Here is a 14200-nt window from a genome sequence, read left to right on the forward strand (position 1 = left end):
AGAATGGACGACAACCGCATCTACCGCGTGGCTGAGGTCGCTGCCTACCTGGGCGTCAGCCGTTCCAAGGTCTATGAGCTCGTGCGCTCGGGGCGTCTGCCCTCGGTGAAGATCGATGGTGTTCGCCGCGTGCGCGGCGCCGACGTGATGGCGTTCATCGAGCGCCACGTGGTGGCGGCGTGACGGCCGAGAAGCCGGCGCCGCGCTTGCGCGACGGGGTGATCCGGCGCGGCAACACCTGGTCGTACGTGCTGCGCGTCACTGACGCCAACGGGGTGAGCAAGCCTCGGTGGACGGGAGGTTTTCCCACGGAGGCGGCGGCCAAGGCTGCCCGGGATCAGGCTCGTGTCGCCAACGCGCGGGGTGAGTTCGTGCTCCGTAACGGTGTCACGGTGGGGGAGTACCTGCGGGCGTGGCTCGACGGTCATGCCTTGGAGGTCAAGCCGCGCACCCGCGCAGGTTATGCGCAGATCATCAACTCGTACGTGGTGCCTCGCATCGGTCACCTGCGCCTGCAGGACGTGCGCCCGGCGACCCTCAGCGGGCTGTACCGCACGCTGCTGGACGAGGGCGGCAAGGGTGGTCGGCCTCTGTCGCCGCGCACGGTGGAGTACACGCACGCGGTGCTGCGCAAGGCCTTTCGTGACGCGGTGGTCACTGATCAGGTCATCCCGACCAACCCGGCAGAGCGGGCCAAGCGGCCTCGCAAGGTGTCGGCGCCTCCGAACGACGACATGTGGAACGCCAATGACCTCGCGGCCTTCCTCGTGACCGCGTCCGAGCACCGGCTGCACGCCTTCTACCGGCTCGCGGCGTACACGGGCGCGCGGCGCGGGGAGTTGCTGCACCTGCGCTGGCGGGACGTGGACCTCGGCCCGGCACCGTCCATCCGCATCCGAGGCACGGTCGGCGTGGTCGACGGCAGGCGGGTCGAGGGGTCGACCAAGGGCGGGCGGGAGCGCACGGTGAGCATCGACGAGGGGACGGTGGCGGTTCTGCGCGAGCACCGGCGTCGCCAGGAGGCTGACCGCGCTCTGGCCGGTGACTCGTGGATCGCTGGTGACCTGGTGTTCCGGATGGATATCGGCGCGCCCCTGTTCCCGGACACGCCGACGGCGTTGTTCGCCAAGCTGATTCGCAGGCACAACGACGCTCACCCGGACGCGCCGTTGCCTCCGCTGCGGCTGCACGACCTGCGTCATCTGCACGCGACCTTGCTGCTGCGTGCGGGCCAGCCGGTGCACGTCGTGTCCGCCCGTCTGGGTCACGCCGATCCCTCGATCACCCTGCGGGTCTACGCGCACGTCCTCGCGGACCAGGCCGCCGGTGCCGCGGATGCCTTCGCGCAGGCGATGGGGGAGTGAGAGCCGTGTTAGCACAGCCGTTAGCAGTCCGGTCCCGGGGACGACGAAACCCCAGCGTCAGCATGGGGGCTGACCTGGGGTTCTGGGTGGTGGCCAGGGGCGGGGTCGAACCGCCGACCTTCCGATTTTCAGTCGGACGCTCGTACCAACTGAGCTACCTGGCCTCGCAACATCCTCAGATATCGCGAAGTCTCTCCCGAAGGAGAGACTGGCGACCCCGACCGGGCTCGAACCGGCGACCTCCGCCGTGACAGGGCGGCGCGCTAACCAACTGCGCTACGGGGCCAAAAGAGGGGTCTCACCTCAGCACTCGAATCCGAGTGGTTGGCCGTGACCAACTCTCCAGATCCTACATGCTCCAGCATCCCCAACGGGATTCGAACCCGTGCTACCGCCGTGAAAGGGCGGGGTCCTAGGCCGCTAGACGATGGGGACCGAGTTCTCGTCGGGCCCGACTGCCAGCGCTCCAGTAGCTCGTGCCCGTCGAGGACTTGGAAAGCATAGGGGACATTCCGCGGGAACTCCTAATCGACCCCGTCAGGGGGCTCGATCAGCCCCGAGCGGCCCACTCCAGCAGGCGATCTCGCGGCCAGGTCGTGACGATTCGCTCCGCCGGGACCCCCAGGTGCCAGGCACGCTCGGCCCCCAGCTGCTGGAGGTCGAGCTGGCCCGGGGCGTGCGCGTCGGTGTCGATGGCGAACAGGCAGCCGGTCCAGCGCCAGGGCGATCAGGTCGTCCGGCGGGTCCTGGCGCTCCGGACGGGAGTTGATCTCCACGGCCACGTCGTGGGCCGCGCAGGCCTCGAAGACCGCACGGGCGTCGAACTGCGACTGGGGCCGGGTGCCACGCCCTCCCATGACCAGCCGGCCGGTGCAGTGGCCGAGGACGTCGGTGTGCGGGTTGCTGACGGCTGCGACCATCCGACGGGTCATGGCGGCAGCGTCCATCCGCAGCATGGAGTGGACCGAGGCGACCACGACGTCGAGCTCGGCGAGCAGGTCCGGCTCCTGGTCCAGCGAGCCGTCGTCGAGGATGTCCACCTCGATCCCGGAGAGCAGCCGGAAGCCGTCGGGGACGATCTCGTTGACGGCGGCGACCACGCCCAGCTGTCGTCGCAGCCGCTCGGGCGACAGTCCGTTCGCGACCTTGAGGCGGGGCGAGTGGTCGGTGAGCACCTGGTACTCCCGGCCCAGCTCGACGGCGGTCATGACCATCTCGTCGATGGGAGAGCCGCCGTCGGACCAGTCGCTGTGGCTGTGCAGGTCGCCCCGCAGCTGCGCGACCAGCTCGGCGCCGTCCCGGGCGAGCGGGGCCGACTCCCGCGCCTCCAGGTCGGTGAGGTATGCCGGGACCTCGCCCCGCAGGACTGCCAGCGTGATGGCCTCGCTGCCCCTGCCGACGCCGGGCAGCTGCTGCAGGCTGCCGGCGCGGGCCTGGTCGGCCAGCTCCTCGTCGGTCAGGGCCCCGATCGTGGCGGCGGCGCCGCGGAAGGCCTTGATCCGGTAGCTCGACCCCAGCGCCCGCTCCAGCAGGAACGCGATCCGTCGCAGGATCAGCACGACCCCGGCGACGTCCGGCGTGGCCGGGCCCAGGGGATCGAGGGAAGCCGAGCCGTGGCGGGTGGGACGGGCGTCCTGGGTCGTCATACGGCCATGGTGGCAGCCGAGGGGGTGGCTTGGAGCTTGTCGCGCAGGTCACATACCGTTCGTGGCATGGCCCTCAGCGTCTTCGACCTGTTCTCGATCGGTATCGGTCCCTCCAGCTCTCACACCGTGGGGCCGATGCGGGCGGCGCTGATGTTCGTCCAGCTGCTCGACGGCGAGGGCCTTCTGGAGCGGGTTCGCCAGGTCCACGTCGAGCTCTACGGCTCGCTGGGCGCGACCGGTCACGGGCACGGGTCCGACAAGGCCGTCCTGCTCGGTCTGGCCGGCAACGCCCCCGAGACCATCGACCCGCGCGGCTGCGAGGGGGACCTGCGACAGATCCGGCAGGACAAGCGGATCCGGTTGCTCGGTCGTCACGAGATCGGCTTCGACGAGGACGTCGACCTGGTCATGCACCGCACCCAGGCCCTGCCCGCGCACTCCAACGGGATGACCTGCTCCGCGGTCGTGGACGGTCTGGACGAGCCGGTCGAGCGGACGTACTACTCCGTCGGCGGCGGCTTCGTCGTCACCGAGGACGGCTCCGGCGTGCGCCGCATCGTCGAGGACACCACCCCGGTGCCGCACGCCTTCCGTACCGGCGACGAGCTGCTCGCCATCTGCGAGGAGACGGGGCTGTCGATCGCGCAGGTGATGCTGGAGAACGAGCTGTGCTGGCGGTCCCGCGAAGAGGTCGTCCAGGGGCTGCTGGGGATCTGGCGGGTCATGCAGGAGTGCGTCGACAACGGCGTCTCGACCGAGGGGATCCTCCCCGGTGGGCTGCGGGTGCGCCGCCGCGCCCCCGAGCTCGCGGTGCGTCTCGCCATCGAGGACGGGCAGGCCGATCCGCTGCGGGGCCTGGACTGGATCACGCTCTACGCCCTGGCCGTCAACGAGGAGAACGCCGCGGGCGGGCGGGTCGTGACGGCCCCGACCAACGGCGCCGCCGGGATCATCCCTGCCGTCCTGCACTACTACACGCGGTTCGTGCCCGGGGCCACCGAGCTGGGCGTGGTGCGCTTCCTGCTCACCGCCGCCGCGGTCGGGGTGATCATCAAGGAGACGGCCTCCATCTCGGGGGCCGAGGTGGGCTGCCAGGGCGAGGTCGGGTCGGCGTGCGCGATGGCTGCGGCCGGTATGGCGGCCGTGCTCGGCGGCACCCCTCGCCAGGTGGAGAACGCCGCCGAGATCGGCATGGAGCACAACCTGGGGCTCACCTGCGACCCCGTGGGCGGCCTGGTGCAGATCCCGTGCATCGAGCGCAACGCCGTCGCCGCGGTCAAGGCGGTCACCGCCGCCCGCACGGCGATCCACGGCGACGGGCGGCACATCGTCTCCCTGGACAAGGTGGTCAAGACCATGCGCGAGACCGGCGCCGACATGAAGGTGAAGTACAAGGAGACGGCGCGCGGGGGGCTGGCGGTCAACGTCATCGAGTGCTGACCCCGCGCCGTGATCACTCTCCGTGTCGTGCGGGGAGGGTGGGCGGCTGCCATCCGGGGCTGATGGTGGGTGTCGACCCGGCGGGGAGCCGTCATCGTCCCGTCCGGCACACACGCGCCATGAGCAGCCAAGAAGCACGAGTCAGACATCACCCCATGTGTCGATGAATCACTCTCCGCGCACGACTTGCCGCATCCTCGTGATAACTCTCCCGGGACCTGACGGGTCACGGCCACGGCACCTAGAGTGAACAACGGCTGTGATCGACCTGAGATCCGGAGGGGCCCGTGGGGGCGAGCCGTCGGGGGTCACGACCTGGAGAGGCGCGGGGGGAACTGCGCGCCAGGGGACACGGCCGTTCGGCGCCGACCGGCGCAGCCGCCACACGAGAGGTAGCACAGTGACCGTCGACCAGCACGACGCGGCGGGGGGCCGAGGCGTGGACGTCTCGCAGATCCCCGTCGTCATCCTCTGCGGAGGGCAGGGGACCCGCATCCGCGAGGCCAGCGAGAAGCTCCCCAAGCCGATGATCGAGATCGGTGGCAAGCCCATCGTCTGGCACATCATGAAGACCTACTACGAGCACGGCTTCCGCCGCTTCGTGCTCTGCCTCGGCTACAAGTCCGACGTCATCAAGAGTTACTTCCTGGACCGTCAGCGGCTGTCCGCCGACGTCATCCTGCGCCCCGGCCAGGAGCCGGAGTTCCGCGGCGGGGACCGCACCGAGGAGGAGTGGGAGATCACCCTCGTCGAGACCGGTCTGGACGCCGGCACCGGCGGCCGGGTCAAGCTCGCCGCGCAGTACCTCGACGCGCCCTACTTCATGCTGACCTACGGCGACGGCATCGGTGACGTCGACATCACCGCCCAGGTCCGCCACGCGCTGCGCATGGACACGGTGGCCTGCGTCACCGGGGTCCACCCGGCCTCGCGGTATGGCGAGATGCACGTGGACGACGCCGGTGAGATGGTCACCGAGTTCAACGAGAAGCCCACCCTCGCGACCGGCTGGGTCTCGGGCGGGTTCTTCATGATGAAGCGGGAGTTCGTCGACCGCTACCTCGCCGACATCGAGGTCGAGGACATGCTGGAGAAGAAGCCCCTGCGCCACGTCTCGCGCGACGGCGAGCTCGCGGTCTACGAGCACGAGGGCTTCTGGATGGGCATGGACACCTTCCGCGACTGGAAGGAGCTCAACGAGCGCTGGGACGAGGGCAAGGCGCCCTGGAAGATCTGGGAGTGAGGGAGACGATGAAGGTTCTGGTCACCGGCACCGAGGGTTATCTCGGCTGTCTCGTCGCGGCGGAGCTGATCCGCGACGGTCACGACGTCACCGGCGTCGACACGGGCTTCTACGCCCAGGGCTGGCTCTACAACGGCGTCGACCTCGCCGCCAAGACCCTGCGCAAGGACATCCGGCGCCTGACGGCGGACGACGTCCGTGGTCACGACGCCATCGTGCACATGGCCGAGCTGTCCAACGACCCGCTGGGCGCGCTCATCCCGAACGTCACCTACGACGTCAACCACAAGGGCTCGGTGAAGCTCGCCGAGCTGGCCAAGCAGGCCGGTGTGGAACGCTTCGTCTACATGTCCTCCTGCTCGGTCTACGGCGTCGCCGACGGCGTCGTCGACGAGAGCTCGCAGGTCAACCCGCAGACGGCCTACGCGGAGTGCAAGGCCATGGTCGAGCGCGACGTCATGCCGATGGGAGACGACACCTTCTCGCCCACCTTCATGCGCAACGCGACGGCCTACGGCGCGTCCCCGCGCATGCGCTTCGACATCGTGCTCAACAACCTGTCCGGCCTGGCCTGGACCACCAAGAAGATCGCGATGACCTCCGACGGCACCCCCTGGCGCCCGCTGGTCCACGCGCTCGACATCGCCAGGTCGATCCGCTGCGCGATCACCGCGCCGCGCGAGGCCGTGCACGGCCAGATCTTCAACGTCGGCAAGACCGAGCACAACTGGCGGGTCCGGGAGATCGCCGAGATCGTCGCCGCGGCGTTCCCCGGCTGCGAGGTGACCTTCGGCGACAACGGTGGCGACAACCGGTCCTACAAGGTCAACTTCGACAAGATCGCCACGCAGCTCCCGGGCTACGCGAGCGAGTGGGACGCCGAGCGCGGCGCCAAGCAGCTCGCCGAGGTCTTCGCGACCATCGACCTGGACGAGGCGACCTTCACCGGCCGCGGCCACACCCGCCTCAAGCAGCTGGAGCACCTGATGCGCACCAAGCAGCTCGACGACCAGATGTTCTGGACCAAGCCGGCCGGGAGCATCCTCTGATGCGGCTGCGCACCTTCGACATCGACGGACCGGCCCTGGTCGACCTCACGCTCCTCGAGGACGACCGCGGCTTCTTCGCGCGGACCTTCTGCACCCAGGAGTTCCAGGACGCCGGGCTCAACCCCGCCGTCATCCAGTGCAACATGTCCTACAACTACAAGGCCGGCACCATCCGCGGCCTGCACCAGCAGATCGACCCGGCCCCCGAGGCCAAGCTGGTGCGCTGCATCCGCGGCCGCATCGTCGACGTGATCGTGGACCTGCGCCCGGAGTCGCCGACCTACCTCCAGCACGTCAAGGTCGAGCTCACCGCGGACAACCGGCAGGCGCTGTACGTCCCCGAGCACTTCGCGCACGGCTACCTCACCCTCGAGGACGACTGCGAGGTGACCTACCAGGTCTCCCACGCCTACACGCCCAACACCGAGCGCGGGTTCCGGTGGGACGACCCGGCCTTCGGGATCGACTGGGGCCGTGAGGTCGAGGTCATCTCCGACAAGGACGCCCAGTGGCCGCTCTTCGCCGAGCGCGCCGACGTCCACCGACCCGAGACGATGCCGGCCCCGCGCCAGGCACAGCTGAAGGAGCAGGCATGATCCTCGTCGACACCGCCCTCGCCCGGCGCGAGCAGGAGGGCAACCCCATCCGGGTCGCCCTCGTGGGCGCCGGCTTCATGGGCCGCGGCTTCGTCAACCAGGTGACCAGCTCGGTGCCCGGCATGCAGGTCGTCGCCATCGTCAACCGCACCCAGGCCAACGCCGAGCGGGCCTACACCGAGGCCGGCATCACCGAGTGGGAGGTCGTGGACTCCGCGACCGCGCTCGACGAGGCGGTCCGGGCCGGCAAGGCCGTCATCACCAGCGACCACACCGCCGTCACCGGGTCCTCCAGCGTCGACGCCATCGTCGAGGCCACCGGCGCCGTGGAGTACGGCGCGCACGTGGTCAGCGACGCCATCGAGGGCGGCAAGCACGTCGTCCTGCTCAACGCCGAGGTCGACGGCACCGTCGGCTACGCGCTCAAGCAGCGGGCGCTCGCCAAGGGCGTCATCCTCACCGGCTGCGACGGCGACCAGCCCGGCGTGCAGATGAACCTCTACCGCTTCGTGAAGTCGATCGGGCTCACGCCGCTGGTCATGGGCAACATCAAGGGCCTGCAGGACGAGTACCGCAACCCCACCACGCAGGAGGGTTTCGCCAAGCAGTGGGGCCAGGACCCCTACATGGTGACGTCCTTCGCGGACGGCACCAAGGTGTCCTTCGAGCAGGCCCTCGTGGCCAACGCGACCGGTATGACGGTGGAGAAGCGCGGCCTCAAGGGCGCCGACCACCGCGACCACATCGACACCGCCACCAAGCACTACGACGTCGAGGAGCTCAAGCGCCTCGGCGGCGTCGTGGACTACGTCGTGGGCGCCCAGCCCGGGCCCGGCGTCTACTGCTTCGCCACCCACGACGACCCGAAGCAGCAGCACTACCTCAAGCTCTACAAGCTCGGCGAGGGGCCGCTGTACTCCTTCTACACGCCCTACCACCTGTGCCACTTCGAGGTGCCGCTGACCGTGGCTCGCGCGGTGCTCTTCGGGGACTACGCCATCACGCCGTCGGGGAAGCCGACCGTCGAGGTCATTACCGTCGCCAAGCGTGACCTGCCCGCCGGGCACACGCTCGACGGTCTCGGGGGCTACGACAGCTACGGCCAGTGCGAGGCCGCCGCCGTCACGGCCTCCGAGGACCTGCTGCCGATGGGTGTGGCCGAGGGCTGCGTGCTCAAGCGCGACGTCAAGCGGGACGAGTACCTCACCTACGCCGACGTCGAGCTGCCCCAGGGCCGGCTCGTCGACGCGCTGCGCGAGGAGCAGGCCCGCCTGTCCTGAGGTCGGCGCCCCTGCACGACGGCCGAGCCCGGTGCTCCCACCAGCAGGTGGGGGCGCCGGGCTCCGTCATACGGCCAGGAGGTCTGCTCAGGCGAGGAAGTCCCGGACGGCGGCCACGACCGCGTCGTCCAGGCCGTCGAGGAGCTCCGTGAGGGAGTCGACGTGGTAGGACCAGGCGCCCTGCCAGTCGCAGGCGAGCACCTCGTGGTCGTCGAACCAGTACCGGTGGGTGGGCACCTCGTCGCGATAGAGGGTGACGGTGCCGAGCGACCGCGGCCCGATGCCGGGCAGCTCGACCTCCTCGGGGTTGCCGACGCTGAAGTGCGCGGCGACGGGCGGGGCGCTCGGGTCGGACTCCACGAGCTCGTGCAGCTCGACCTCGGTGTGGCAGCCGGCGAGCATGTCGGCCAGCAGCACCGGCCCGGCGTGGCGCGGGACGACGTCGGCGGGGACGGCCCAGGAGCGCCCGCCGACCTCCAGGGTCGTCGGGGTCGGCCGGGTGAGCGTGACGGTGCCGGCCGCCGAGGTGAACGTGCCGCTCGTCCAGGCCCGCACGTCGCCAGGGTGGACGAGGGTGAGCCGCGCGAGGTGCAGGTCGGCGTCGTCACGGAAGACGGTGAGCGAGTCCAGCTCGGTGGCGGTGCGGCGACGCACCAGCGCGCCCTGCTTGCGACCTCCGACGTGGAAGCTCTCCAAGGAGATGTCCATGGCGGCGACGGTAACGGTCGGTGATGCTCTCCCCAAGCCGGGACCGTATGCCGGAACTCAGCGCAACCACGGTGGGTAAGGTCACACCACATCCTGACGCGGAAGGCCCTCCCGGGCCGCGACGCCCGTCGAGCGATGGCAGGATGAGCGCGACACGTGACAAGGAGGTCACCATGGAAGACCGTCGACTCGCCGCACTCGACAAGGTGGTGCGCGCCTGGCTCGAGACGGGCAGCGACCCTGCCTACCTCGCCCAGCAGCACGACACCGTGCGCGAGGCCATGCCCACCCTGGCCGATGCGCTGGATCATCTCGTGATCGAGCTCAAGGGCGGCGCGCAGCAGCGCAGCGCCTGAGCGCGGACCGACCGGGCCGTCACCGCTCCCCGCAGGAGAGGCGACGGTCCGGTCGCGTCGGGGCAGATCGCAGCGGGACGGCTCGCCCCAGGCCACCGCGCGGCCCGGCAGGCCCCTGGCGGCGGGTCAGCCCTTGCTCTTGCGCCCGCGCAGGAAGTAGGCCCCGAGCCCGACCAGCGTGGCGAGGATGACCCCGCCCAGGACGTAGCCCGTGGTCAGGTCACCTCCGGTGCCCTTGCTCGCGGGTGCGGTGCTGGAGGGTGCCGAGGTGGGGGTGGAGGTGTCGGCCGGCAGGGCGACCACGGCGGCCGGCTGCGGCGCGGCCACGGCACCGGAGGCTCCCGCGACTGCCGGGGCGGTGGCCGCCCCGAGCGCCAGGACCAGGGCGGCGGCGCGGTGGGTGAGCGGGCTGGGCATCGTTCCTCCAGGTGTTCGCGGACTCGTGAGACTCGTGCCCCTACCCTCCCGACCGTCCGGGCATGCGTGGTGGATCATCTGTGTGCATGAATCTCGGTGAGCAGCACGGCGGTCCGTCGATGGTGGTGGACCGGGGCGAGGGCGTCAACGGCGAGCTCGTGCTGCGCTCGGACGGAGCCGACCTGGAGGTCGTCGCCAACGGCGTCTTCCTCATGGACACCCGGGTCACCGTGTCCGAGCGGGCGATGGTGCGCGACACCCTGGCCCACGTCGGTGCCGGGGCCCGGCTTCTCGTCGGCGGGCTGGGGGTGGGGTCCTCGGTGCACGAGGCGCTCGTGAGCGGCGCCGGCGAGATCGACGTCGTGGAGATCGAGCCCCTCGTCATCACCTGGTGGGAGCGGTGGTTCCGCGCGTACTGGGGACTCTCGACCAGCCAGTGCCGCCGGGTGCGGATCGTGCCGGCGGCGCTGCAGGACTACGTCCGGACCTGCGAGCGCACCTACGACGCGATCGTGCTGGACACCGACAACGGCCCCGAGTGGCTGGTCACGTCCGGCAACGCCCCGATCTACGCGCTGCCTGCGCTGCGCCGGGTGGCCCGGCTGCTGGCGCCCGGCGGGCGGTGCGTCTACTGGTCCGCCTCCCCGTCCGCGGCCTTCGAGGAGCGGCTGCGCCAGGTGTATGCCGACGTCGTGCGCCACGACGTGCCGCGCGGTGACGTGCCTCCCGACGTGCTCTATGCCTGCGAGCGCCCGATCCTCAGCTCACCGTCCTCGAACCACGCGGGCACCGCGGAGATCACCGCTTCCGGGGGCAGCGCGCCGTAGACGTACGGGAAGGTCTCCTCTCCCACCTGCGCCATCCTGAGATGGGCGCGGCCGAGCAGGGCCGGTTCGACGATCAGCACGACCAAGGGTCCGGGCACGTCGCGGTAGAACCGGCGCGCGGTGGCCGGGAGCTGCTCGGGGGTGGAGCAGTGGATGAAGCCCTCCTCCTCCAGCGTGCGGCCGTACGTCGAGGTGGTGTAGGCGCCCGCGGCGAGGCCCTCCTCCCACGCGGCCTGCGTGGTCAGGTGGCCGACGATGTCGGCGCTCTGCGGCTTGCCGGCGTTGCGGCGGGGGCGACGGGTCATGACTCCATGGCACCACACCCGTCCGGTGGGTCGGAGCGGGAGCGATCGGCGCGGCGCCGGTGCGACGTCCGCGGAAGGGTGGGCCCCGTGGGGCTCGAACCCACGACCTATGGATTAAAAGTCCACAGCTCTGACCAACTGAGCTAGAGGCCCGTGCGGCGGGCGGGATCCGATGGGAGCCGGGCGCTCGCTGCAGGCAGTCATCCTAGCCAGAGGAGGGACGACCGCCGCTCGGCATAAGCACCGCAGCCGTCATCGGGCGCGGCTCTGGGCGCGCTGACCCCGCACGATCTCCTCGGCCACGGTGGCGAGCTTCATGTTCAGGTGCTGGCTGGTCGCCCGCAGAACCTCGAAGGCCTGCTTGTCGTCGATCTTGCGCGCCGCCATGATCAGGCCGATGGCCTTGCCGATCTCCCGCGAGCTCTCCAGCGCCCGGGTGAGGTGACGGGCCTCCTCGCGGGCGACCACCGTCGCGATCGAGGCGGAAGCCATGGCGGCCAGCACCGAGGCCTGGTCGACCGAGCGCTCGGTGAGCCCGCCAGGGGTGTCGCCGAAGAAGTCGAGGGCACCGACTCGGCGGTCGTCGATCCGCAGCCGGCACCCGATCATCCCGCGCACCGGCGTCTCGGCGAGCACCCGCTCGGCGAGGGTGGGCCAGGTGGGGTCGTGCCTCAGGTCGGGGTCGTGGTGGATGGCGTCGTCCTGGTGCTCGATCGCGTCGATGCAGGGGCCGTCGTCGACGGCGATCTGCAGGTCGTCGACCTGCTGGGCGACCTCGTCGCTGACCGCGGCGCACAGGTAGTGGTCGTGGTGGTGGAGCATGATCGCCGCGTGGTCGCAGCCGTCCACGAGATGGACCGCGGCGGCCACGATCGAGGCATAGATCTCCGCGGGCTCGTCGGTCTCGTGCACCAGGGCGTTGAGCGTCGTGAAGACCTCCGCCTCCGGGGTGGGCTCGGCCACCGTGGGTCCCCTCTCTACGAATGCGGGCGTCAGGAGAATCGTAGGGGCTTTCCCGGGGTATGGCCCCGGACGTGCGGGGAGAGCCGTTCACTCGATGAGCTACCGAGCGGTGCTTCCGTGGTCCAGCAGAGCGGCCGCGGCCCCGCACCTCACCTGTGCGGGGCACGGTCCGCCCTGCCCGTCATACCCCTGGAGACACGCCATGAGCGCAGACCTGTCCGCGATCCCGCCCCAGAGCCAGACCTGGCCGGGCACTGTCGCCGAGCTGACCCCTGCACCCGACCACGGCGAGCAGAGTTGGACCGGTCGCGACCGCCTGCCCGGCAAGCGGATCATGATCACCGGCGGCGACTCCGGCATCGGACGGGCCACCGCGATCGTCTGCGCCAAGGAGGGCGCGTCGATCGCCATCACCCACCTGCCCGAGGAGGCCGAGGACGCGCGGGCCACGCAGGCCGCGGTCGAGTCCGCCGGTGGCACCTGCATCCTGGTCCAGGCGGACCTGCGGACCCAGCAGGCCAACGTCGCAGCGGCCCGCGAGGCGGTCCAGGGCCTCGGCGGGCTGGACGTGCTGATCTGCAACGCGGCCTACCAGATGACCCACGGCTCGCTGGAGGAGTTCCCCGGCGAGCAGATCGAGCGGACCTTCGCCACCAACGTGTTCGGCCCCTTCTGGCTGATCCAGGAGCTCGCCCAGGAGCTGGAGGGCGGGTCGGTCGTCGTGACCACGAGCGTGCAGGCCTACTCGCCGTCGGAGCACCTGCTCGACTACGCCGGCACCAAGGCCGCGCTCAACAACATGGTGGTCAACCTGGCGGCCGAGCTCGGCGACCGCGGCATCCGCGTCAACGCGGTCGCGCCGGGCCCGATCTGGACCCCGCTCATCCCGGCGACGATGGCCGAGGACAAGGTCGAGGGCTTCGGCTCCGACACCCCGCTGGGTCGTGCCGGTCACCCGGTCGAGGTCGCGGCGGCCTATGTCTTCCTGGCGTCCGACGAGGCGAGCTATGTCTCCGGCACCGTGCTCGGCGTGACGGGTGGCAAGCCGGTCTTCTGACCCGCCGTAGGGCGGCGCCTGCGGCGCACCGGCCGGGGGCGTCCTGCTCACTGCGGGCCGGGCCGCTCGGCGCCGGGGGAGACCGCCGCGGTGGCCGCCCGCAGCTCCTCCAGCACCCGAGCCACGAGCGCGACCTCGTCGTCGGTGTAGCGCCGCAGGATCTCGTCGTAGGCCAGGACGAGCGGGGAGAACAGCTCGTCGCTGGTGCGATGGGCGTGGTCGGTGAGGACGGCCTCGACACGCCGGGCGTCGCGGTCGGACCGGGACCGGCGGACGTGGCCGCTGCGCTCCATCCGGTCGAGCATCGCGGTGACGGCGGCGGGGGAGAGGGCGAGGGCCCGGCCCAGGTCGCCGGGGCTGGTGGGCACCCGGTCGTCCGTCGCGGCGCGGATCAGGCCCACGGCGTGGACGTCCGCGTCGTGCATCCCGTGCAGGTGGGCAGCCTTCGCGACGTAGGCCTGGGTCTGCAGGGTGAGCTCCCGCACCGCGTGGCGCAGCCGGCGGTGGTCGGGGCGTGAGGCCTGGGAATGGTCGGTCATTACCCGTCAGTCTACGGACGGCGCCGGTGCGGCAGGCCCGATCCAGCCAGGTCCCCGGCGCAGGCGCACCGGTCCGCCGGGGGCGAGCACGTCCACCGCGTCCGGGCCGCGGGTGGCCACCACCTGACCCTGCTCGACGAGGACGGCCGCGACGGCGCGGACCTCGGCCATGCGGGGACGCCAGTCGTCCGGCCACAGCGCGCGAGCCACCTCGGAGGGGCAGATCGAGGCGTCGGGCGAGCGGGCGGCGAGCTGTCGCAGGATCGTCTCGGCCACCGTGGCCCTCTCCCCGGGCGAGGTGCGCGGGGACGCGTCCGGGCAGGGGTCCGGTGGCCGGTGCGCGGGCCGGGCGCCCCCGGGTGCGGCGATCCGGGCGGGTGATGATTCCACCGTCGAAGGATATCGGGCTA

General features: G+C 70.9%; 16 protein-coding genes, 4 tRNA genes and 1 pseudogene. 10 read left to right on the forward strand and 11 right to left on the reverse strand.

Translation table 11 applies throughout. From position 1 onward, the window contains the following. Positions 1 to 3 precede the first annotated feature (3 nt). Positions 4 to 183, forward strand: a complete 180-nt coding sequence (locus MM438_RS02320) for a helix-turn-helix domain-containing protein (protein ID WP_241450243.1) — start codon at positions 4 to 6, stop codon at positions 181 to 183. Continuing rightward, complete coding sequence (locus MM438_RS02325; protein ID WP_241450245.1) at positions 180 to 1364, forward strand: tyrosine-type recombinase/integrase; 1185 nt, start codon at positions 180 to 182, stop codon at positions 1362 to 1364. The genes MM438_RS02320 and MM438_RS02325 overlap by 4 nt, the downstream gene beginning before the upstream one ends. A gap of 87 nt (positions 1365 to 1451) precedes the next feature. Here MM438_RS02325 and MM438_RS02330 read toward each other — a convergent pair. The 4 genes and pseudogenes from MM438_RS02330 to MM438_RS02345 all read right to left on the reverse strand — a co-directional run bounded on the left by MM438_RS02330 (position 1452) and on the right by MM438_RS02345 (position 3010). After that, positions 1452 to 1528, reverse strand: a tRNA-Phe gene (locus tag MM438_RS02330). Positions 1529 to 1573: 45 nt separating this feature from the next. Continuing rightward, positions 1574 to 1650, reverse strand: a tRNA-Asp gene (locus MM438_RS02335). Positions 1651 to 1726: 76 nt separating this feature from the next. Next, positions 1727 to 1799 (reverse strand) — tRNA-Glu (locus MM438_RS02340). Between the two features lie 115 nt (positions 1800 to 1914). Beyond that, positions 1915 to 3010, reverse strand: a pseudogene (locus MM438_RS02345) (PHP domain-containing protein). Between the two features lie 66 nt (positions 3011 to 3076). Between MM438_RS02345 and MM438_RS02350 the strand changes: the two are divergent. The 5 genes from MM438_RS02350 (at position 3077) to MM438_RS02370 (ending at position 8618) form a co-directional block, all read left to right on the forward strand. Next, complete coding sequence (locus tag MM438_RS02350) at positions 3077 to 4450, forward strand: L-serine ammonia-lyase (RefSeq protein WP_241450277.1); 1374 nt, start codon at positions 3077 to 3079, stop codon at positions 4448 to 4450. A 400-nt stretch (positions 4451 to 4850) separates the two neighbouring features. Then, the gene (locus MM438_RS02355) at positions 4851 to 5693 is read left to right on the forward strand and encodes a sugar phosphate nucleotidyltransferase (RefSeq protein ID WP_241450279.1); all 843 of its coding nucleotides are present in this window, start codon (positions 4851 to 4853) and stop codon (positions 5691 to 5693) included. Positions 5694 to 5701: 8 nt separating this feature from the next. Further along, positions 5702 to 6742, forward strand: coding sequence for an NAD-dependent epimerase/dehydratase family protein (locus MM438_RS02360; RefSeq protein WP_241450281.1), 1041 nt, complete (start codon positions 5702 to 5704; stop codon positions 6740 to 6742). After that, entirely contained in the window at positions 6742 to 7338 is a 597-nt protein-coding gene (gene rfbC / locus MM438_RS02365; RefSeq protein WP_241450288.1) for a dTDP-4-dehydrorhamnose 3,5-epimerase, read from the forward strand. The genes MM438_RS02360 and rfbC overlap by 1 nt, the downstream gene beginning before the upstream one ends. Then, positions 7335 to 8618 (forward strand): NAD(P)H-dependent oxidoreductase, encoded by a 1284-nt coding sequence (locus tag MM438_RS02370; protein WP_241450296.1) that lies wholly within the window; start codon positions 7335 to 7337, stop codon positions 8616 to 8618. Before rfbC ends, MM438_RS02370 begins: the two co-directional genes overlap by 4 nt. A gap of 87 nt (positions 8619 to 8705) precedes the next feature. Here the strand turns inward: MM438_RS02370 and MM438_RS02375 are convergent, their stop codons facing one another. Beyond that, a complete protein-coding gene (locus MM438_RS02375) occupies positions 8706 to 9326 on the reverse strand; it encodes a hypothetical protein (RefSeq protein ID WP_241450298.1) in 621 nt (206 codons plus the stop codon). A gap of 173 nt (positions 9327 to 9499) precedes the next feature. Here MM438_RS02375 and MM438_RS02380 point away from each other — a divergent pair, with 173 nt between their 5' ends. Further along, positions 9500 to 9682, forward strand: coding sequence for a hypothetical protein (locus MM438_RS02380; protein WP_241450306.1), 183 nt, complete (start codon positions 9500 to 9502; stop codon positions 9680 to 9682). A 126-nt stretch (positions 9683 to 9808) separates the two neighbouring features. On the opposite strand, the gene MM438_RS02385 is transcribed toward MM438_RS02380, so the two are convergent. Further along, positions 9809 to 10099 carry a hypothetical protein gene (locus MM438_RS02385; protein WP_241450308.1) on the reverse strand — a complete coding sequence of 97 codons (291 nt, stop codon included), beginning with the start codon at positions 10097 to 10099 and terminating at the stop codon, positions 9809 to 9811. An 86-nt stretch (positions 10100 to 10185) separates the two neighbouring features. Here MM438_RS02385 and MM438_RS02390 point away from each other — a divergent pair, with 86 nt between their 5' ends. Further along, the gene (locus tag MM438_RS02390; protein ID WP_241450310.1) at positions 10186 to 10926 is read left to right on the forward strand and encodes a spermidine synthase; all 741 of its coding nucleotides are present in this window, start codon (positions 10186 to 10188) and stop codon (positions 10924 to 10926) included. Here the strand turns inward: MM438_RS02390 and MM438_RS02395 are convergent. The 3 genes from MM438_RS02395 to MM438_RS02405 all read right to left on the reverse strand — a co-directional run bounded on the left by MM438_RS02395 (position 10836) and on the right by MM438_RS02405 (position 12194). Further along, positions 10836 to 11231 (reverse strand): DUF952 domain-containing protein, encoded by a 396-nt coding sequence (locus tag MM438_RS02395; RefSeq protein ID WP_241450312.1) that lies wholly within the window; start codon positions 11229 to 11231, stop codon positions 10836 to 10838. The two genes, MM438_RS02390 and MM438_RS02395, sit on opposite strands and share 91 nt — an antisense overlap. 79 nt (positions 11232 to 11310) lie before the next feature. Continuing rightward, a tRNA-Lys gene (locus tag MM438_RS02400) sits at positions 11311 to 11384 on the reverse strand. 99 nt (positions 11385 to 11483) lie between these two features. Then, positions 11484 to 12194 (reverse strand): GAF and ANTAR domain-containing protein, encoded by a 711-nt coding sequence (locus MM438_RS02405; protein WP_241450314.1) that lies wholly within the window; start codon positions 12192 to 12194, stop codon positions 11484 to 11486. Positions 12195 to 12396: 202 nt separating this feature from the next. Between MM438_RS02405 and MM438_RS02410 the strand changes: the two genes are divergently transcribed. After that, positions 12397 to 13251, forward strand: a complete 855-nt coding sequence (locus MM438_RS02410) for an SDR family oxidoreductase (protein ID WP_241450316.1) — start codon at positions 12397 to 12399, stop codon at positions 13249 to 13251. A 47-nt stretch (positions 13252 to 13298) separates the two neighbouring features. Here MM438_RS02410 and MM438_RS02415 read toward each other — a convergent pair whose 3' ends face one another. Together MM438_RS02415 and MM438_RS02420 are read right to left on the reverse strand one after the other, a co-directional pair. Then, on the reverse strand, positions 13299 to 13790 hold the full coding sequence (locus MM438_RS02415) for a MarR family winged helix-turn-helix transcriptional regulator (protein WP_241450321.1): 492 nt from the start codon (positions 13788 to 13790) through the stop codon (positions 13299 to 13301). Between the two features lie 6 nt (positions 13791 to 13796). Next, the gene (locus MM438_RS02420) at positions 13797 to 14180 is read right to left on the reverse strand and encodes a DUF3253 domain-containing protein (protein ID WP_241450323.1); all 384 of its coding nucleotides are present in this window, start codon (positions 14178 to 14180) and stop codon (positions 13797 to 13799) included. Between the last annotated feature and the right edge of the window lie 20 nt (positions 14181 to 14200).

The organism is Arsenicicoccus dermatophilus (assembly GCF_022568795.1).
Taxonomy (GTDB): Bacteria; Actinomycetota; Actinomycetes; order Actinomycetales; family Dermatophilaceae; genus Arsenicicoccus; species Arsenicicoccus dermatophilus.